General features: G+C 64.3%; 21 protein-coding genes. 20 read left to right on the top strand and 1 reads right to left on the bottom strand.

What is annotated here, in order from left to right; translation table 11 throughout:
• The 18 genes from SIL87_RS18185 (at position 1) to SIL87_RS18100 (ending at position 16080) form a co-directional block, all read left to right on the top strand.
• Entirely contained in the window at positions 1 to 138 is a 138-nt protein-coding gene (locus SIL87_RS18185) for a hypothetical protein (RefSeq protein ID WP_319615557.1), read from the top strand.
• Between the two features lie 3 nt (positions 139 to 141).
• Entirely contained in the window at positions 142 to 1698 is a 1557-nt protein-coding gene (locus SIL87_RS18180; protein WP_319615556.1) for a phage tail protein, read from the top strand.
• A 12-nt stretch (positions 1699 to 1710) separates the two neighbouring features.
• Complete coding sequence (locus SIL87_RS18175) at positions 1711 to 2139, top strand: hypothetical protein (RefSeq protein WP_319615555.1); 429 nt, start codon at positions 1711 to 1713, stop codon at positions 2137 to 2139.
• Positions 2136 to 2441 (top strand): hypothetical protein, encoded by a 306-nt coding sequence (locus SIL87_RS18170; RefSeq protein ID WP_319615554.1) that lies wholly within the window; start codon positions 2136 to 2138, stop codon positions 2439 to 2441. Before SIL87_RS18175 ends, SIL87_RS18170 begins: the two co-directional genes overlap by 4 nt.
• 14 nt (positions 2442 to 2455) lie before the next feature.
• On the top strand, positions 2456 to 2608 hold the full coding sequence (locus SIL87_RS18165) for a hypothetical protein (RefSeq protein ID WP_319615553.1): 153 nt from the start codon (positions 2456 to 2458) through the stop codon (positions 2606 to 2608).
• Positions 2605 to 3618, top strand: coding sequence for a hypothetical protein (locus tag SIL87_RS18160; RefSeq protein WP_319615552.1), 1014 nt, complete (start codon positions 2605 to 2607; stop codon positions 3616 to 3618). The genes SIL87_RS18165 and SIL87_RS18160 overlap by 4 nt, the downstream gene beginning before the upstream one ends.
• Before the next feature lie 16 nt (positions 3619 to 3634).
• Positions 3635 to 4306, top strand: coding sequence for a hypothetical protein (locus tag SIL87_RS18155; RefSeq protein WP_319615551.1), 672 nt, complete (start codon positions 3635 to 3637; stop codon positions 4304 to 4306).
• On the top strand, positions 4303 to 4494 hold the full coding sequence (locus SIL87_RS18150) for a LysM peptidoglycan-binding domain-containing protein (RefSeq protein ID WP_319615550.1): 192 nt from the start codon (positions 4303 to 4305) through the stop codon (positions 4492 to 4494). Before SIL87_RS18155 ends, SIL87_RS18150 begins: the two co-directional genes overlap by 4 nt.
• Entirely contained in the window at positions 4487 to 5500 is a 1014-nt protein-coding gene (locus SIL87_RS18145) for a hypothetical protein (RefSeq protein WP_319615549.1), read from the top strand. Before SIL87_RS18150 ends, SIL87_RS18145 begins: the two co-directional genes overlap by 8 nt.
• Entirely contained in the window at positions 5497 to 6045 is a 549-nt protein-coding gene (locus SIL87_RS18140; RefSeq protein ID WP_319615548.1) for a phage baseplate assembly protein V, read from the top strand. The genes SIL87_RS18145 and SIL87_RS18140 overlap by 4 nt, the downstream gene beginning before the upstream one ends.
• Positions 6045 to 6407: a hypothetical protein gene (locus tag SIL87_RS18135; RefSeq protein ID WP_319615547.1), complete on the top strand. Its 363-nt coding sequence runs from the start codon at positions 6045 to 6047 to the stop codon at positions 6405 to 6407. The genes SIL87_RS18140 and SIL87_RS18135 overlap by 1 nt, the downstream gene beginning before the upstream one ends.
• Positions 6408 to 6446: 39 nt before the next feature.
• Positions 6447 to 7571, top strand: a complete 1125-nt coding sequence (locus tag SIL87_RS18130; protein WP_319615546.1) for a baseplate J/gp47 family protein — start codon at positions 6447 to 6449, stop codon at positions 7569 to 7571.
• A gap of 1 nt (position 7572) precedes the next feature.
• Positions 7573 to 8268, top strand: a complete 696-nt coding sequence (locus SIL87_RS18125; RefSeq protein WP_319615545.1) for a hypothetical protein — start codon at positions 7573 to 7575, stop codon at positions 8266 to 8268.
• A 46-nt stretch (positions 8269 to 8314) separates the two neighbouring features.
• Positions 8315 to 9571 (top strand): glycine-rich domain-containing protein, encoded by a 1257-nt coding sequence (locus SIL87_RS18120; RefSeq protein ID WP_319615544.1) that lies wholly within the window; start codon positions 8315 to 8317, stop codon positions 9569 to 9571.
• A gap of 13 nt (positions 9572 to 9584) precedes the next feature.
• A complete protein-coding gene (locus tag SIL87_RS18115) occupies positions 9585 to 10076 on the top strand; it encodes a phage fiber-tail adaptor protein (protein ID WP_319615543.1) in 492 nt (163 codons plus the stop codon).
• A 10-nt stretch (positions 10077 to 10086) separates the two neighbouring features.
• On the top strand, positions 10087 to 12630 hold the full coding sequence (locus SIL87_RS18110; protein ID WP_319615542.1) for a right-handed parallel beta-helix repeat-containing protein: 2544 nt from the start codon (positions 10087 to 10089) through the stop codon (positions 12628 to 12630).
• An 83-nt stretch (positions 12631 to 12713) separates the two neighbouring features.
• The gene (locus SIL87_RS18105) at positions 12714 to 14609 is read left to right on the top strand and encodes a collagen-like protein (RefSeq protein ID WP_319615541.1); all 1896 of its coding nucleotides are present in this window, start codon (positions 12714 to 12716) and stop codon (positions 14607 to 14609) included.
• Between the two features lie 10 nt (positions 14610 to 14619).
• A complete protein-coding gene (locus SIL87_RS18100; RefSeq protein WP_319615540.1) occupies positions 14620 to 16080 on the top strand; it encodes a hypothetical protein in 1461 nt (486 codons plus the stop codon).
• Between the two features lie 9 nt (positions 16081 to 16089).
• Here the strand turns inward: SIL87_RS18100 and SIL87_RS18095 are convergent, their stop codons facing one another.
• Positions 16090 to 17358: an IS256 family transposase gene (locus tag SIL87_RS18095; protein ID WP_319615534.1), complete on the bottom strand. Its 1269-nt coding sequence runs from the start codon at positions 17356 to 17358 to the stop codon at positions 16090 to 16092.
• 98 nt (positions 17359 to 17456) lie between these two features.
• Between SIL87_RS18095 and SIL87_RS18090 the strand changes: the two genes are divergently transcribed.
• Positions 17457 to 18158, top strand: a complete 702-nt coding sequence (locus SIL87_RS18090; RefSeq protein WP_319615539.1) for a hypothetical protein — start codon at positions 17457 to 17459, stop codon at positions 18156 to 18158.
• Between the two features lie 40 nt (positions 18159 to 18198).
• Positions 18199 to 18516, top strand: coding sequence for a hypothetical protein (locus SIL87_RS18085; protein WP_319615538.1), 318 nt, complete (start codon positions 18199 to 18201; stop codon positions 18514 to 18516).
• Positions 18517 to 18528: the final 12 nt, after the last annotated feature.

Below are 18528 nucleotides of genomic sequence, written 5' to 3'. Positions count from 1 at the left end.
ATGACAATCAAGTTCGTGGTGGTGAAGCCGTTCGGCGGCTTCAAACGGGGTGACGTGATCACCGATGCAACGACGATGGCGACGATTCTGGCGGAGGGCCATGCCCAGTCGGTCGTGCGCGTCATGGCGGGGGAATAAGGCATGCCGATTTCGCAAGCGGGTGCGTTGAATACCACAGCGCTGATCGTTCCTGACCTGTATGTCCAGATCGTGCCGCCGCAGACGTTGCTGCTCAACGGGGTGCCGACCAATGTGATGGGCGTGGTGGGCAGCGCGAGCTGGGGGCCGGTGGATCAGCCGATGATCGTGGGCTCGATGGGCGATTATGCCACCGGGTTCGGGCCTGTGATGCCCCGGCAATACGACATGGGGACGGTGGTTGCGATCGGGGTGCAGCAGGGGGCGTCGAACTTCCGGTGCGTGCGGGTGACCGACGGGACCGACACTGCCGCTTCGGTCTCGATTCTCGGCGCGCTGACGCTGACCGCGCTTTATACCGGCAGCCTGGGTAATTCGCTGGTGGCGACGATATCGACCGGGTCGGCGGCGAATTCGTGGCAGGTGACCATCGCGATGCCGGGCGGCACGGTGGAGGTGTTCAACAATATCGTCGGGACCGGTGCGGCGTTCTGGGCGGCGGTTGCGACGGCGATCAATAACGGGACCGGACCGCTGCGCGGGGCGTCGCAACTGGTGACGGCAACGGCGGGGACCTCGTCGCTCGCCCCGTCGAGCGGGGTGTTTCCGTTCTCATCCGGCACGCCGGGGAGCGATGGCGCGACCGGGCTGACCTCCGGGATGGTGGTGGGGCAGGACGTGTCGCCACGATCGGGGATGTATGCGTTGCGGGGGCAGGGGTGCAGCATCGTTGTGCTGGCGGATCTCGATGATTCGACGCAGTGGAGCGTGGCGGTTGCGTTCGGGCTCGACGAGGGCTGCTATATGATCCTGGCCGGGCCGCCGGGTGACACGATTGCGAACGCCGTGACCACGATGCAGACCGCCGGGATCGATTCCTACGCGGCGAAGCTGATGTTCGGCGACTGGATCTGGTGGTACGATCAGGCGAACGGCATCACCCGGCTGGTATCGCCGCAGGGGTTTGCCGCAGGGATTCTGGCCAATCTGTCGCCTGAGCAATCATCGCTCAACAAGCAGCTTTATGGCGTGGTGGGTAGCCAGAAATCGGGCCAGGCGGTGGCGGGAAGCAGCAGTACGTATTCGACGGCGGATTTGTCGGTGTTGCTGTCAGCCGGGATCGACGTGATCAGTAATCCGCAGCCGGGTGGGGCGTATTGGGGTGTGCGGGGCGGGCATAATACCTCGTCGAACAGTGCGACCAACGGCGATAACTATACCCGCATGACCAATTACATCGCCGATACGCTGTCAGCCGGCATGGGGGCGTATGTCGGGCAGCTCGTGAACGCCACGCTGTTCCAGAATATCCGCTCCACATTGCTGTCGTTTCTCAATGCGATGCTCGGGCAGAAGATGCTGGGTTCGACCGATGGATCGCTGCCGTTCGCGGTGGTGTGCGATATTTCGAACAACCCGCAATCGCGCACGGCACTCGGCTATGTGCAGGCGGATGTACAGGTTCAGTATCAGTCGATCAATGAGAAATTCATCGTCAATGTCGAAGGCGGGCAGACTGTTCAGGTCAGTCAGCAGACGTTGCCGCAGGGTACTGTATAAGGACGATAGAACATGCCGTATAATAGTTTTTCTGTTGGAAATGACTGCCAGATTGTCGTCATGGGGCCGTTCGGGCGGATCGATCTGGCTTACGTGACCGGTTTCGAGGTCAGCCAGGTGACCCAGAGCGTGCGGGTGGACCGGCTCGATGGGGTGCAGCTCGGGGCCGAGCTGCCGCGCGGGTGGCAGGGGAGTTTCGCGCTCGATCGGGGGAGTTCGGCGGCGGACGATTTCATGGCGCAGATCGAGCTTGCGTATCTCGCGGGGCAGGCGATCGCGCCGGGGACGCTCTATCAGTATGTCAGTGAAGTGGATGGCTCGACCTCGACCTATCAGTATGAGGGCGTGGTGTTCAAGCTGACCTCGGCGGGGATGTTCCGGGGGGACATGCCGGTGGCGCAGAAGCTCGACTTCTTTGCCTCGACCAGGAAGCGGGTATGAGCGAACGGCGGATCGAGGACGCGCGGGGGCGGCAGCTGACGCTGCGGGATCTCACGATGCTGGACCGGCTGCGGTTGTACAAGGCGTTGGGTGCGGAGCTGGCGATGAACGAGGTTTACCTCGGTGTCGCCTCGCTGGCCGCGGCGGTGACCGCGATCGATGGGGTGCCGCTGCTGTTTCCGGCGAGCGAGGCGGCGGTGGAAAACGCGGTCGAGCGGTTGGGCGAGGATGGCATCGAGGCTGTGGCGCTGGCGAGTGCGCCGGATGATCCCGCGACAGTGAAGGCCCTTGCGGGAAACTGAGCCGGCACCCTGCGTTGATCGACTGCCTGTATCTGGTCGGGCGCGGGGTGCCGTTCGACGTGGCGATGACGCTTGGCGAGGCGGAGCGCGTGGCCTTCGTCGTTGCCTGCGGTGAACTCGACGGGTTGGATTTCGACTGGGCAAGCATGACGTGGGTGGATCGATGAGGACGACACGCGACACGACCGGCGCACACTACGCCCGTTATGTGCGCAAATGGACGTCGCTGGTCAGGCGGAGCCGCAGGCTGGAGGGACGCTTTGCACCGCGGTGCGCGGTGCTCGCTACGGGAAAGCGCCAGGCGACGCCGGGGATGCGGGGGTATGCGGGGGTCGATTTCGGTCGCGCGATGCGCGGGTTGGTCTCGCCGGTGGCGGCTCGCGCGGCGGCGGTGAAACGAGGGGATCGCGTGGCCTGGTATAAGGGCGAACGGGCGCTTCGGGGCGGTGCCGAGGCGACGGCGCATGAGCGGGTGGTGCGATCGGTGGTGGCGCGCTTCGCCGGCTCCGGGCGATGGCGCGAACGGGGGGCGGATGCGGGACCCGGTCTGGCGCGGTCGATGCGCGCTCGGTGGCAGCTCGCAGGTATGTTTCGTTCCGGCTCGGGATGGACGATGCGGGAGGGGATGCCGGCGATCCGAATGCCGATGGGCAGGGGCGTGTCCGGCCTGCTGCCGGGGGCGAAGCGGTACCGGTGGGAAGACTTCGGCGAACGAGCAGGGACGGATGCGGGGCTGAGGTCGGGCAGGACGGGCGGGTTCGGTCAGGGGCGGCGGGCTGTTGGCGGAGGGTGGCGTTCTGTACGGGGACAACCCGCTTCGGGACGCGCTTTTGCACCGGTTGGGCGTTCGCGGGGGATGTTTGCGGAGGGTGCGGCGGAGTACCGGGCGCCATACGCCGGGACGGACCGGATGAAGGAACGGTACCCGCGCGATGGGGATTGGCACAAAGGGGCTGACGATCCGCATCGGGCCGGGCGGACTGGATGGTCGCGGGCGGGACATGCCGATGATGCTGCGAGCGGGGTGATGAAGGTGCCTGCAGCTGTGGCGCCACCGGACATGATGCGGATCATGGGTGAGTTGTTCGGGGACGAGGCGCGGCGGCCACCTTCGGGCGTCACGGGGTTCGATGCCCGGATGTCGCCGATCTTTGCCGGGCGCAAGCCGGGATTCTGAAATCGGGAGAATGTTCATGGCGACTGTCGCGGTCACTCTGGGTGGCGTGGCGTTCCGGGATTTCGAGATCCCGGCGGAGATTACCTTCGGCGGCGTGCAGCGCCTCGCGATTCATCAGCCGGTGGGGGGTGGGCGGATCGTGGATACGTTGGGCGCGGCGGCCACAGAGATCGGGTTTGCCGGGGTTTTTTCCGGGCCGGATGCCGAGACGAGGGCTCAGACGCTGGGGATTGCGCGCGATGCGGGGATTGCGCTGCCGCTGGTGTGGGGCGGGTTCGCCTATGAGGTGGTGATCGCCTCGTTCGAGGCGGCGTATCGCAAACCGTGGTGGATCCCGTTCAGAATTGCCCTCGTCGCGGTTGAAAACCTGGTGACGGCTTTGCCTTCTGCTCTGGTGCAGGCTGGCCTGGATATTGCGAGTGCAGCGGGATTCGCGGGATTGAGCGGGGTTTCGAGTACGGCGGCAGCCGGAGTGACGGCGGCGCAGACCGAGGTTTCCGGCGTGATCACCGCGGCGGGTGCGTCGCTCGATGGCGCGGTTACGGCGTTTTCGGCAGGTGTGGGTGCCGCGGTGCCGATCGCGGCGATGGGGGCGATCGGGGCGTCTTCCGCCATGCTGGCCGGGGCGGCAGCGGCCCAGGCCTATCTGGGCCGGGCGGTGGCGAATATCGGGATAGGTGCGCTTTGAGCGGGACGGTGGTGACGGTGGCGGGCGGCAATCTGTTCGCGATTGCCGCGCAGTATCTTGGCGATGCGACGCAGTGGATCCGGATCGCACAGCTTAACAACCTCGATGATCCGGTGTTGAACGGCGTGGTCGAACTGGTCATCCCGGCGGTGGACCCGGCTGCGGGCGGGGGGATCGCGGATGTCTGAGAGTGCCACGGCGCGGATGGTTTCGCTTGCGGTGACGATCGACGGGATGACGGTGGGTGGTGCGATCGAACTCGAACTGGTGCAATGCGGGCATTTTTCGGCTGATCGCTTTCGGGTGGTGTTTGCGACCGGCGCGGTGCCGGGCGGGGCCGGCTATTTCGCCGGGCTTGGGTCGGGTGTGGTTTCGGTCGGTGTCGGGATCGGGGGCGGGTTTCTCGCCGGGATCGGCGCGGGGGGCGGGGCGTTGCTGGTCGGGCAGATCGATAATGTCGCCGTGGATTTCGGCCGGGGGCAGGCGGTGGTGAGCGGGCGCGATCTGTCGGCGCGGTTGATCGATGCCGAGGTGACCGAGAGTTTCGCCAATCAGACCGCCAGCCAGATCGCATCGCAGTTTGCCGCCGATGCGGGGCTGGCGGCGGCGGTGACCGCGACGAGCACGCCGGTCGGGCAATATTACGAGTTGGCGCACACCCGGACGGCACTGGCGCTGCATTCGCGGCATATGACGCGGTGGGATCTCTTGGCCGGGCTCGCGCTCACGGAGCAATTTGCGCTCTCGGTGACGGGAACGACGTTGAATTTCGCGCCGGTGAGCGATGCGGTTCAGACCGTGTTGCACTACGGGCAGGATTTTATCTCGCTGGTCGTGGATCGGGCGGTCGGGCTCGGTACGCCGAAAGTGACGGTGGCGAGTTGGAACCCCAAATCGAAACATGCTGTTTCCAGCAGCGTCGGTTCGTCCGGCGGAGTCACGTTGGTGCGGCCGAACCTGACGCAGGGGGAGGCCGCGCAGCTGGCCAGCGCGCATCAGGCGGAACTGGCGGCGCAGGCGGTGCTTTTGCGGGGCAGCATGCCGGGGGACTTATCGCTCATGCCGGGCAGCGTGTTCGTGCTGGCGGGGACCGGAACGGGGTTCGATACGTCGTATCGGATCCGGACGATCGAGCGGCATGTCGATGTGATTGGCGGGTTCGTGCAACGGTTCGAAGCGCTGAAGGTGATATGATGGATGCGTTCTGGAATGCCGTAAAGGCGCGGGCGGCGGCACTCGACGGGTTGAGTGGACAGGCGCGGTTCGGTGTCGTCGCGAGTTTCGATACGGCGGCTTATGCCGCACGGGTGATGATGCAGCCGGAAAATCTGCTCTCCGGCTGGTTGCCGGTGCTGACGTCCTGGGTCGGGGGCGGGTGGGGGATGGCCGCACCGCTTTCGCCCGGGGATCAGGTGCTGGTGTTGGGTCAGGAGGGGGATTCGGAGCAGGCGGTGGTGCTCGGGCGGGTGTGGTCGAGCGCCGATGCGCCGCCGGCGACGCCGGTGGGCGAGTTCTGGCTGGTGCATCAGAGCGGGTCGTTCATCAAGCTGCGGAATGACGGCACGATCGCAATGCAGGCGAGCACGGTTTCGATCGAGGGGAATTTGATGGTCAGTGGCGAAATCTCGGATCTGGGCGGGCAGCATGGCAGTGTCGATGCGCTGCGCCAGGCCTATGACGGGCATGTTCATCCGGACCCCCAAGGCGGGCAGACCGGCACGACATCGGCGGTGGTCTGATGGCGGACGCGGGATTGGTGTTCGGGGGGGATCTGGCCATCGATGCCGGGGGGGATCTGGCTCTGGCTGCGGGTTCGGCCCTGACCGAACAGCGCGTGCTCCGGCGGCTGCTGACGAATCCCGGCGATTACATCTGGCAATTGAGCTTTGGTGCGGGGCTGGGTCAGTTCGTCGGTGCGGCGGGCGCGGAGGCTGCGGTGGCGGCGATCGCGCGGGCGCAGATTGCGGCTGAGAGCAGGGTCGCTTCGTCACCGTTGCCGCAGATCACGGTCGCTGCCGGTAATCCGGCGGGGATCGGGCTGACGATTGCCTATCAGGATGCGGTGAGCGGACAGAGTGCGGCGTTGACCCTGCCGTTGTGAACGGTGGGTTCGCGCATTTGACGTTTCAGAGGAAATTCCATGCAGTTATCGTTGCAGAACTTCACGGCAATGGTGGAGCAGATGGCGGCTGCCGTGCAGGGCGCGGCCACGCAGGTGCTGGATTTGACTGTGGGTTCGGTCCTGCGCGCCATTCTGGAGGCGAATGCGTCGTTGGGCCTGTGGTTGCAATGGCTGATCGTTGAGGTATTGCAGACGACGCGTCTCGCGACCAGCAGCGGTAGCGATTGCGACAGTTTCGGGGCGGATTTCGGGTTCGTGCGACTGCCGGCATCGACTGCGGCGGGCATTGTGACGTTCGGGCGGTTTGCGCCGGTTCTGGCCGCTTTCATTCCGGTTGGGACCACGGTGATGACCAGCGACGGCACGCAGAGTTTCGCGGTGACCGCCGATGCGGCCAACCCGGCGTATGGGCCGGCGCCGCCGGGATATAATTTGGCGGCGGGGATCGGGTCGATCGACCTGCCGGTTGCGGCCCTGGTGGCAGGCGCGGCGGGTGATGTGCTGGGTGGCACGATCGGGTTACTGACGTCGGCGATCCCGGGGATCGATACCGTGACGAATGCGGCACCGACGAGCGGCGGACTCGATGCCGAAAGCGATGCGGCATTCAAGGCGCGGTTCGGAAATTATCTCGCAAGTCTGGCGCGCGCCACGCCGGGTGCGATCGAGGCGGCGATTGCGGGGGTTCAGCAGGGGCTTTCGGTCGAGATCGACGAAAATGTCGACCAGACCGGGGCGCCGAGCCCGGGGAGTTTCGTGGTGACCGTGGATAACGGCACCGGGGCGCCGCCGGCCAGCCTGCTGGCGACGATTGCCGCCGTCGTCAACGCGGTTCGTCCGGTCGGGACGCGGTTTGCGGTGCAGGGGCCGGTGGTGGTGGTGGCGAATGTATCGTTGACGCTGAGCCTCGCGACCGGGGCTCAGTCCGCTGCTGCGATCGCCGCCGTGACCAACGCGATCGCCTCCTATATCGAGGCGCTTCCGGTGGGAGCGAGCCTGCCGTACTCGCGGCTCGTTCAGTTGGCTTACGATGCGTCTGCTGCCGTCGTGAATGTCACGGATCTGACGCTTAACGGGGCGGCCGCCGATATCGTGCCGCCAATCTTCGGGGTTGTGCGCACCGGCACGATCAGTGTGGGTTGAGATGAGCGGCACTCAATCCAGCCAGGTCGGCGGCGTGGCCAAGGGCAGTACTTCCGACATGATCGCCCGGTTGAAGCTGGTTCTGCCGGCGCGATGGTTCGCGGACCAGACGCCGGTGCTCGATCTGGTGCTCGGTGGTCTCGCGGCGCTCTGGGCTACGCTTTATGGGCTGATCGGCTTTGCTGCCAGCCAGACGAGAATCGCGACGGCGAGCGGGGCGTTTCTGGACATGGCCGCGCAGGATTATGGGGGGCCCGGTCTCGCGCGCCGGGTGGGCGAGACGGATGCGGCGTTCAGTGCCCGCATTCGCGCCGGGTTACTGGCACCACGGGCGACACGAGCGGCGCTGATTGCGGCGGTGACGGCTGAGACAGGCCGGGCGCCGGTGGTATTCGAGCCGTTCAACACGTTCGACACTGGCGGGTACAATTCGAATACACTCGGATACAATACAGTTGGAGGATATGGCAATCTTGATTTGCCGTATCAATGCTTTCTTACCGTCTATCGTCCCGTCGTGGCGGCAACCGGCAATGATGGCGGATATAATCTGGGCCCGGGCGGCTATGGCGTGGCACCGCTCGCCTGGAGCGATCTTGCCGACGATCCGGGGCTGATCGACGATAACGATATCTATGCCGCCATCGTCGCGGTGCTTCCGGTCAATGCGGTCGCGTGGACGCGTTTGTCCGACTGAGGCGCCGCCTGACGACAATCATCGACAGTCAATCAAAGGAATATTCATGGATCGCACCATTGTCTATCCGGGCGCCATTCCGCTCGACACCGATATACTTAACATCAATCGCAACGTGCTGGTCGGGATCGGTGCTTTGAGTGCTGCCGTGCTTGGCACCGCGATGGTAGCGGACGGGCTGGGCTGCCTGCCGAGTGTGCCGGCGTCCTTGACCATCACGTTGGCACCGGGTTCGATCACCCAGTTCGGGCCGGTCGATGCCAACGCCTATGGCAGTCTGGCGGCGGATACATCCGAGCAGATCGTGAAAATGGGGATCAATCTCGATCCGGTGACGTTCACTTTGGCCGCGCCGGTCAGCTCGGGGCAGTCGGTGAATTATCTGATCGAGGCGACGTTTGCCGAGACCGATGCGGGGCCGGTGGTTCTGCCTTACGTGAATGCCGCCAATCCTTCGGTCCCGTATTCGGGACCGGGCAATTCGGGAGCGGCGCAGAACACGGCCCGGATCGAGCGGGTTCAGCTTCAGGTCAAACCGGGTGCGGCGGCGGCGGCGGGGACACAGACGACGCCGGCGGTGGATGAAGGCTGGGTAGGACTTTACGTCGTTACCGTGAATTACGGACAGAGTGCGATTACCGCGTCTGATATCGCAGCACTGCCCCAGGCGCCGTTCATCGGTTTCAAATTGCCGCAGTTGAGGCCGGGATTTTCGTCGATCCAGGTGTTCGAGAGTTCGGGAGCCTTTATCGTGCCAGCGGGGGTGACGCAGGTGAAGGTGCGCGCGGTCGGCGGTGGGGGTGGTGCGGGATACCACGCGACCCTGCCCGGGGGCGGGGGCGGCCAGGGCGGCACCGCGATCGACATTATCGGCGGGCTGACGGCGGGGCAGATCGTCGCGGTGACCGTCGGCGCGGGCGGAGCGCCGCCCTCATCACCGGGTGATGGCGGGGCGGGCGGTACGTCGAGTTTCGGCAGCTATTTGTCGGCGTCAGGCGGGGGCGGAGGCGGGGGTGGCACGGCGGCGCTGTTCGCGACTGCCGGGGGCGTCGGCGGGATCGGATCGGGGGCGCGGATCAATCAGGCAGGAGCGATGGGTGGCGACGGCATCGCGGTGGCCTGTCGTGGCGGTGATGGCGGCGGTGACGGGCGCGGACGGGGTGCCAGCGGGCCGGTGACCGGATTTTCGGCCTCGGGATTCGGCGGCGGCGGCGGCGGCGGCGGGACGACGACCGGGGGGACCAATCCGGTCGGCAGCCCCGGTGGGCTGGGAGCGCCCGGCATCGTCATCGTCGAATATTGACGGAGTGGAGAGCATGAGCGGAACGACGACGCCGACGAGTTACGTCTGGCAGGTATCTTCGGCGCGGTTGATCGAGATCGACGGGTTCATTCCGACGCCGCGGGGGTTGGCTCTGCTGCCGCCGCAGCCATTGACCTGGCCTGAGAAAGATCCCGGCGATACGCTGGACTACGTGTTCGACATCGCGCCGGCCCTGACCGGGAATCCGGGCGATACGATTGCGAGCCTGACAGTCGCGATAACGCCCGATAATCCGGGGGATCTGGCGCTGGCGTCGTCCGCGATCGATGGCACGAGGGCGGTGCTTTGGCTCACTGGCGGTCAGTCCGGCACCAATTACACCGTGACGATCGGGGTGACGACCGCCTGCGGCCGCAGCCTGGCCCGGAGCATCGCCTTGCAGGTGGTGGCGTTGGCATCGGTGCCGGCGCCCCCCACGGCGATCACGACATTGGGGGGGTTGCCGCTGACCAGCCCATCCGGCCAGCCGATCACCGCCGACTGAGGGGAATTTCATGCCAACGATTGGACAATTGCCTGATGCCGCCTCGGTATCGGATAGCGATATTCTGCCCGTGTTTCAGAACGGGTCGACCGTGGGTGCCACGCGGGCGCAGATTCTGGCCGGGATGCAACAGGCCCTGTCATTGCCGCAGGGAACCTTGTTCGGCGGTGTCGGCCCGGGGGTTGCCAGTCCCGTTGCGATCAGCGTCGGCGCAAATCTGGCGTTGAGTGGAACGACCCTGTCGGCGACAGCGGCCCCGTTCGAGATTGCGACCCTGCCGGCAGGTTCCACGCCCGCCAGTACTGATGTGGTGCCGGTCGGTCAGTCGGGGGTCAATTCCGGCGTATCCTATGCGACATTCATGCAGGGTGTGTCTGGTGTCTCGGGGGTTCAGGCAGGTGGGTTCGAGGCGATCGCGGCAGGGGCCAGCGCTTTGCGCACGTTGTCGGCGATCGCTGCGAATGCCGTGGCCATCGAGGATTTCGGTGCGGTGGGCGATGGCGTTACCAATGACGCGCCTGCGCTGATCGCGGCGCTGGCCTCGGGAAATCCGGTACGATTCGGGCCGCGCACCTATCGAATCGATGGGGAGTGCGATGTCGGGGGAACTTGCGCGGTCATGGTGGGGGTTCCCGGGCAGACGGTGCTGACCAGGGGGGCGCAGAGCGCAACCGGAACCTCGGCCAATCCGGCGTGGATCAGCGTAAGCGCAACCCAGTTTTTCGCGGATGGCCTGGTTTTCGATGCCAATCCGGCGATCACTGCCGATACCTGGGGAGTGGTGGTTCAGGCTTCGTGCACCAATGCCAATATCACCCGCTCGCTGTTTCGCAACGCGATGGGGTCGATCTATGGATGGGGTCTGGCACTTGCACCGAGTGATCCGACGCTGACCCGCCACCATATCCATGACTGTGAATTCACCGCCAATGCGGTCGATGGAATGTGGGTGGCGGCGTGCGATTCGGTGGCGGTGACCTGTTGCCGCGCCCATGACAATGCCCGCAACGGCATATACGTCGACAGTCAGGATCCGACCTTCGTTCTGAAGATCCGGGACGTCCAGATTGTCGGCAATACCTGCTGGAACAATCAGACGGGCATTTCAGTCGGCAATTTCAATGCGACCAACACGGAACCCGGGGTTTATGGCAATGCCAATCCCGATGTTCTGGGTGGATTAGTCGCTAATAATTGCACGTTCGACAATACCGGATACGGTATTTCGATATCGGGGCGTAATATTATTGTTACGGGCAATCTGATCGTCAATAATGGGCCGTCGGGTGGCGGGATGCTGGCGAATACCGGCTACTGCCGGATTTCGGACAATATGATTACCGGGGCAGGGGGGTTCGGCATCGATGCCGGGGGTGCGATCTTCGTCGACCTCACCGGAAATTATATCGATGGGCCGACGATCGGGATCGGGATCGGCGGGACGCAGAACTGCACCGTGCGAGGCAATTACGTGCAGGATTGTGCGATCGGGATCATTGCGCTGAATGTTGAGTCGGACGGTCGCGGCGACAATTTCGGGATCAGCTGCAATAATCTGTCGATCATCGGTAATTATGTCGGTTACGGGGCAGGCGGATCGGGGATTGTTCTGCGTGACGCGCCGCAGCTGGTTGTGGTGGCTGATAATGTCGTGTCGTCCGGGACCGGCGGGAATCCTCTGGATGCACTGGTACCCTATACCGACTCGCTCATTCTTCGCGGCAACCTGATCAATTATGCGGAGTCGTTCGCGGTCAACCCGATCGCATCGGGTGGGGTCAATACACTGGTCTATCCTGATATCGTCGATCGGGTTTCAGTATCGCAGAGTAGTGGTCCGGTTCAGAGCATGATCAGCGCCACGGCACAGAGCATGGCCGGGCAGATCAGTTTCATCAAGGTGACCAATGCGGGGTCGAACTATACGACGGCGACCGTGGCGATCACCGGTCCTGGCAGCGGGGCGACGGCGGGGGTGTGGATCGCCGATGGCGCCGTGATCGGCGTCTATATGACCGCGTATGGCAGCGGGTATGGCCCTGGGACGGTCGCGACGATCAGTGGTGACGGGGTTGGTGCGACCGTCGCGGTGCAGGTGGGGCTACCGGTGATTCAGTCTCGCAAGCTGGCCGTTCATTGCCTGTCGTCGATCGGTTTCGCAGCGGCGGGGAGTGCGCCGGCGCAGGAGAACTGGACCGGGGCACCGGTCACGGTGCCGGCGGGGGCCTCGATCGAATGGCAGGGTGAAGCGGGTGCCTGGCAGGCGGTACGGTTCATGCAGTCGGATTATCTGGAACCGGGCGGCGATGGCAGTGTCACGCTGCAAAGTCAGGCGGGGGATGTCAAGCTGCAGCCGGCATCGGGCGGCGGCGTACGGTATCTGTCGGCGACCGAACCGACCGGATGCCTGACATTGATCGGGCGCGGTGCGCCGAGCGGCGTGATCGCCGCACCTCCCGGCTCGAGTTTTCGGAACCTGAATGGCGGGGTCGGGTCGACCTACTGGATCAAGCAGACGGCGACGGATGCGACGGGCTGGATCGCGGTTGCCTGATGCCACCGCGGCGGGATGCCCGACCTCGTGCTGCAATGACCGGACGCAATCTGCCGGGTCGCGAACTTTGAGGATGTTATTGAATGACAACGATTCCCCAGTTGCCGACGGTGCCCGACGCGGGGCCGACGGACCTGATACCGCTTTCGCAGAACGGCACCCTGTATGCCGCCTCGGTGGCGCAGATCACCGCGGGTCTGCAAACCGAGATTTTGCTTCCGACCGGCGACATATTGGGGCGGGCCAGTGCAGGCACGGGCGAACCCGAGGCCCTCACGCTGGGCGCCGGACTGGAACTGTCGGTCACGACGCTGGCGGCGAACGGCGAGGATCATCTGGGATTTCCGCTGCTCGGCACTTTTCAGCTCGACGCGGAGCTGATTGTGAATGCTTCGGGCTCGCCGGCCCGGCTAGCAATGTCCGAGTTGCGGGGGTTGTTCAGTGCCGGGACGGGCATCGCGATCGATCCGAACGGAACCTTCAGCGTTACGGCGGGTTCGATTGCCGGCCCGGTTGGTCCGGCGGGACCGGCCGGGCCGCAGGGCGAAAGTGGTGCGACGGGCCCTGCTGGACCCGCTGGACCGGGTTTGGCGGCGCCGGCGGTCGCGAATGCGGCGAGTACGATCGGGGCGAGCGATTACATCGCGATCTGGCAGAACGGCGCAAATGCATGGATCACGTATCAGCAGCTGATCGGTGGGCAGACGATCGATCAGTTGCCGGCGGCAGGCGCGGCCTCGGATTCGGATCAGTTGCTCGTGGCACAGGGCGGAAACAGCCTGCTGAGCCAGAGTTTCGCGGCGATATGGACCTATATCGCCCAGAAAGTACCGACGATGCGTGCCGGTGTGGTCGAGCTGACGGCGAATACCGTGCTCGATGCGACCACCCATAATCAGCGTATCCTTGTCGCAAGCCAGCCGATGACGCTGAGTGCGAATTTCACCAACATGGGTAGCGGGTTTTCGTGCCGGGTGATCAATCTTTCGGCTGGTGTGGTGACAATGGGGGTCGGCATCACGTCGGGAAGTGGCGTGACGACCCTCCCGCCGGGGGCCGAGACCGAGCTTGTGGCGCTGACATACTCCGGCGGATCGATCGTGTGGTGGAACGGGGTTGCACCGGCATCGCCAACGATCACGGTCAATGCGATTGCGGGTCAGGCTCCGGGTGTCGCGTTTTCGGTGAGCGGCGGGTTGTTCGATGATACGCCAGCCGGGCTCGATTATTCGACCGATGGGGTGAACTGGACTGCGGCCGTTTCGCCACTGATCGGGGCCAGCGGCTACAGTCTTCAGGTGCCGGGGCTTGCGGCGGGTACATACACGATGTTCGTGCGCGATCATGGCCAGCCGACGGTATTCGGCACCAGCGAGCCATTCACGGTTGCCGCTGCAGGGGTGGCGATCACCAGCGTGCCGGCGAGTGTGGCGGCGGGCGGTGCGATAAACGTGGCTGGTACCGTCACGCCCGCAGGCACTGGGGTGCAGGTGGGCTTGTCGAGCAGTGCGACGGTGGTGCCTGGCAGTTTCGTCACGGCCACGCTCAGCGGGGCGAGCTGGACCGCGAGTTTGACGGCAGGAACCGCTGCGGGGACATTTTATGTTTGGGCGCAGCAGACCGGTGCGCCGAGCGTGACGGCGGTTTCCGGGGCGATTTCCGTTGTCGCCGCTGCGGCGCCAAGCGTTACGTATACGATCAACCAGCCGGCGACGACGACTGTGGCTGCAGGGTCGGGGACGATACCGGTCAACGGCGGAATTTCACCAGCCCAGACGACCGCGACCCAGATTGCATTTTCCACCAGTGCGACGATCGCCCCGACGGGAGGCTGGGAGGCGGCATCGATCATCGACAACGATACGGTCTGGGCCGCCTATGCGACCATCCCGGCGACTGCGGGGACATATTACCTGTGGGTTGAAACGGCGAGCGGGTCGGCGGCGACTGCAGCTTCATTTGCGATCACGGTGACCTGAGATGGGGTTGATGGCGACTGCTGTGGGCTCTCCGCTGATCGGGGGCGCAACGCGGATCCTGGCCCAGCCGCTCGGCACGGCAGGTATCTCGACTGGTGCGACTCTGTTTACGGGACCCTATCCATCGGCAATTCCGGAACTTGCCGGATGGTGGGATGCGGGCATTCTGGGCTCGGTACTCGGGCCCTCCGGAACGGTGCTCGACACGATGAACGCGACGGTGGGCGCTCTGGTCGATAAATCCGGCAGCGGGATACCGTTATTGCCGTTCCATATCGCGGCGGATACGACGCCCAACCCGACCTTGATGGTGCCGCGAGTCAATGGCTTTCTGGGTGCGGTCGGGAGTCCTGACGCGACGATTGCGCAATATGGGCCGACACTCGACCCGGACTGGGGTTTATCACTCGCGCAATTCGACTGCGGAAGCGCGGTCTCCTGGACTCTGTATCTCGTTTGGACCCGACCGAACTGGAGGCAGGGGACGATCGAGGTTAATAGCGATCCGACGCCGTTGATCCATGCGATGGCGACCGGCACCACGATCGTGCAGGCGGCGGGTCCGGCTGGCGGTGGCTTGGTTCTGTTCGCGGGCACGGGAGCCAGCATCGTGCTGACAAGCACGCTCGAACGCCGGCACACCCATGCGCTGATCCTGCGCAATACGCCGGGTGTGGGCGTCGATGTCTGGCTCGATGGTGTGCAGGTGGCGCAGGGAGCCGTCAATCCGCTCGGCGCTTCTGTGCCCGGACAATTGCTGCTGTTTCACGATAACACCATTCAAGGTTCGGCCCAATGCTGGTTTCATGAAGCGGCCTGCTGGAAGCGGGCGATCGATGCCGTTGAAATCTCGACTTTGATTGACTGCCAAGCCCGTTGGGTGCTGGGCGCACGCCGTGGTGTCAATCTTCTGGTGATGGGTCAGTCGAATGCGGAGTGGTTTACCCAAGCGTCGGCGAGCCTCGCGCTGGCACAGGGTGTCGCGTGGTATCTTGGTGCGGCCGCCTGGGGTTCGACCTCCCTTCAATCCGGCGATTATATCAGCCCGGCGCGGTATTCACTGATTGCCGGGCATCCGATATCGAATTCCTCGCCGCCTCTGTTTCCGCCCGGGGCCGGTAACGGGACATTCCTGACGAATCCAGGTGATGGATCGAGTCCTGCGGGATGGTCTTTCGGCCCTGACGGTCAGGCACTGACGGCCTATCTCACCGGCGCGCAGGCGCTGGTTTCGTCCAGCGACGAGAGCGATATCGTCTTTCTTCTGTGGCCGTGGTCCGAACAGGACAGCACGATGCCCTATGCCAACAAGGCCCTCTACAAAGGGAGTATCAGCAGGCTGGCCGGGCTGACACGCGCGCTGTTCAACCGCAGCGCGGCGCAGATGCCGCTGCTGATGTGGAGTGCGATTCCCTACGAGACCGATATCGGTGTCCAAATGGTGCGTGGAGCTATGGTGGAATTTGGGTGACGGCGGTGATCAGGCGGCGTTCTGTGCTGGCGTCTCGATCACCTCGACGCCGTCCCGGAAAGTAATGCCCTGGATGACCTTGGGCAACTGATTTTCTCCGTTGAGTTTGCGCCAGGTTTTGGCGGCTGCAGTGACGAGTTTGAAGACCATAAGGCGGGCGGTGTCCTGTGACAGGGCTCCCTTGGTTCGGATCGTTCTGTGGCGGACCGTGGCGAACACGCTCTCGATCGGGTTGGAAGTCCGCAGATGCTCCCAATGCTCGGCCGGGTAATCGTAGAAGGTCAGCAGCGCATCACGGTCTTTGACCAGACAGGTCACCGCCTTATCGTACTTCAAGCCGTATTTCTCGACGAACTTTGTAATCGCCGCCTCGGCGGCAGCACGATCCGGCGCCGTCCAGATTTCACGCAGATCGGCCTTGGCGGCCGGTTGGAGCACCTTCGGCATCTTGTTCAGCACATTGGCGGTTTTGTGGACCGTGCAGCGCTGATGGCATGTCCTTGGCCAGACCTCCTCGATCGCCTTCCAGAAGCCGAGCGCCCCGTCCCCGGTGGCGACCTGCGGTGCGATGGTCAGACCCCGAGCCTTCAGATCGACGAGCAGTTCGTGCCAGCTCTGCGCACTTTCCCGCATGCCCACCTGAAAACCGATCAACTCTTTCCGGCCCTCGGGGGTGGCGCCGATCAGCACCAGCATGCACTCTGCCTGCGGTTCCATCCGTGCCTGTAAATACACTCCATCCGCCCAGATGTAGACGTAACGCCGGGCTGAAAGATCCCGCCGCTGCCAGCGCTTGAAGTCGGATTCCCATTCGCCGCGCAATCGGGCAACTACCGAGGGCGAGAGGTTTGGCGCATCTTTCCCCAACAACGCCCCCAATGCATCTTGGAAATCACCCATCGAAATACCGCGCAGATAAAGGATGGGCAACAACGCATCCAGGCTCCGGGTCCGACGCGCCCAGGGCGGCAAAAGGGCCGAGGTGAAACGAATGCGCTCACTGCCCGCCTCCGCCCCGCGGTCGCGCAGCTTCACACGCTGCACCTCGACCGGACCAATCCCAGTCTGGATTTCCCTCACCGGACCCAGACCGTGCCGCACAACGCGGTCGCGGCCGTCAGCCAGCCTTTCACCCTTCATCGCGGCCAGAAACGCCTCAGCCTCAGCCTCGATTGCCTGGGCCAGCAGCCGACGGGCTCCGTCCCTCAGGATCGCCGTCAGCGGATCCTCAACGTCTCCGGGCTTGCGGAAGGGAAGAATAGTGCTATCGCTCGTCATAGGCGTATCGCTCCTTCAAGAGGTTCAGGCAGGCTTCCACCCGCCTCGGTACGCCACCTTTCTCACCAAGCCATCACCCAATTCCGGCCATAGCTCTGGTGCGTGAGAGTGTGCTCGATCTTTCGCTCGATCCTTCGCAGGGAATCGCGGTGTTCATTGCCCAGACGGCGGATTCGAACCCGCTCAATGCGACATGGGTTCCGGCGACGGGGTTGTTCTCGGGGGGAGATCCGCAACATCGCGATCAGGCCGATTTGCTGAGGTATGGACAACTCGGCGCCCATACCGCTGCGCGCGCCGCCCTGGCGCTGGGGCTTTCGGATACGATCCCGGCTGGTGCGGTACCGGCGGATACGCTGCCGGTCAAAGGCGGTCCTGCGATCGTGCATGCGTATCAGGCGAGTGCGACCGAGATTATCCTTACTATCCAGCATGATGCGGGGACCGATCTGGTCGTGCCGTTGCAGGCGGTAAACGGGGTGGGTTTCGCACTCATGGATGGCGGATCGGTGGCGGTGCCGGGGCCAATCATCACCGCGACCGCCGCCAGCCGGATCGACGCTACGCATATCGCGGTCACCCTGTCGCAGGCCCCGACCAATCCGGCGGCGCAATGTCTGTTCTATTACCCCTATGGCAGTACCCAGATCGGGAGAGGTGATGCCGTGACCGACAACTTCTCGACCATCGAACAACCGCCCGGCTGGACGATCGGAGCCGACCTCGGGGGCTCGTTTGCGGCCAATATGCCGTTGCAGGCGACTGCCTATGGGCTTCCCCTCGCCACTACACCGACCTGAGATGAGTGCAGAGGACGTGATCGCCCTATGGCGAGACGCCATGACGGATCTACGCTCCGAGGTTGCCTTGCTGCAGAGCGAGGTGGCTTCGGCGCGCCGCGATATCGCATCGATGGAAGCGAGGCATGTGGCGCTGGAGTCCTGGCGCAACCGGTTCGAGATGCAAGTGGCAGCCGCACAGGATCGCTTCGTTGGAAAATCGGATGAGCTTGTCAAGGAATTATCGAGATTCCACGCCGATCTTGCCCAGTTCAGAGGTGAACAGTCCGGCGTACATCGGGTCACGATGATCGTCGTCGGGCTCATCTCGGCGGTGATCGGCAGCGTCGTCGCCTATTTCCTGCACGTTCCGTCCTGATCCGGATCAACG

The organism is Acidiphilium acidophilum (assembly GCF_033842475.1).
In the GTDB taxonomy this organism is placed as follows: domain Bacteria; phylum Pseudomonadota; class Alphaproteobacteria; order Acetobacterales; family Acetobacteraceae; genus Acidiphilium; species Acidiphilium acidophilum.
Note: the sequence above shows the minus strand (reverse complement) of the source record. Positions and strands in the feature narration are given on the sequence as shown.

Coding starts and splice junctions, on each gene's coding strand:
- SIL87_RS18135 (WP_319615547.1), top strand. CDS start 6,045: ATGGCGGACGCGGGATTGGTGTTCGGGGGGGATCTGGCCATCGATGCC.
- SIL87_RS18180 (WP_319615556.1), top strand. CDS start 142: ATGCCGATTTCGCAAGCGGGTGCGTTGAATACCACAGCGCTGATCGTT.
- SIL87_RS18140 (WP_319615548.1), top strand. CDS start 5,497: ATGATGGATGCGTTCTGGAATGCCGTAAAGGCGCGGGCGGCGGCACTC.
- SIL87_RS18120 (WP_319615544.1), top strand. CDS start 8,315: ATGGATCGCACCATTGTCTATCCGGGCGCCATTCCGCTCGACACCGAT.
- SIL87_RS18115 (WP_319615543.1), top strand. CDS start 9,585: ATGAGCGGAACGACGACGCCGACGAGTTACGTCTGGCAGGTATCTTCG.
- SIL87_RS18125 (WP_319615545.1), top strand. CDS start 7,573: ATGAGCGGCACTCAATCCAGCCAGGTCGGCGGCGTGGCCAAGGGCAGT.
- SIL87_RS18110 (WP_319615542.1), top strand. CDS start 10,087: ATGCCAACGATTGGACAATTGCCTGATGCCGCCTCGGTATCGGATAGC.
- SIL87_RS18175 (WP_319615555.1), top strand. CDS start 1,711: ATGCCGTATAATAGTTTTTCTGTTGGAAATGACTGCCAGATTGTCGTC.
- SIL87_RS18085 (WP_319615538.1), top strand. CDS start 18,199: ATGACGGATCTACGCTCCGAGGTTGCCTTGCTGCAGAGCGAGGTGGCT.
- SIL87_RS18145 (WP_319615549.1), top strand. CDS start 4,487: ATGTCTGAGAGTGCCACGGCGCGGATGGTTTCGCTTGCGGTGACGATC.
- SIL87_RS18185 (WP_319615557.1), top strand. CDS start 1: ATGACAATCAAGTTCGTGGTGGTGAAGCCGTTCGGCGGCTTCAAACGG.
- SIL87_RS18130 (WP_319615546.1), top strand. CDS start 6,447: ATGCAGTTATCGTTGCAGAACTTCACGGCAATGGTGGAGCAGATGGCG.
- SIL87_RS18100 (WP_319615540.1), top strand. CDS start 14,620: ATGGCGACTGCTGTGGGCTCTCCGCTGATCGGGGGCGCAACGCGGATC.
- SIL87_RS18105 (WP_319615541.1), top strand. CDS start 12,714: ATGACAACGATTCCCCAGTTGCCGACGGTGCCCGACGCGGGGCCGACG.
- SIL87_RS18160 (WP_319615552.1), top strand. CDS start 2,605: ATGAGGACGACACGCGACACGACCGGCGCACACTACGCCCGTTATGTG.
- SIL87_RS18170 (WP_319615554.1), top strand. CDS start 2,136: ATGAGCGAACGGCGGATCGAGGACGCGCGGGGGCGGCAGCTGACGCTG.
- SIL87_RS18095 (WP_319615534.1), bottom strand. CDS start 17,358: ATGACGAGCGATAGCACTATTCTTCCCTTCCGCAAGCCCGGAGACGTT.
- SIL87_RS18155 (WP_319615551.1), top strand. CDS start 3,635: ATGGCGACTGTCGCGGTCACTCTGGGTGGCGTGGCGTTCCGGGATTTC.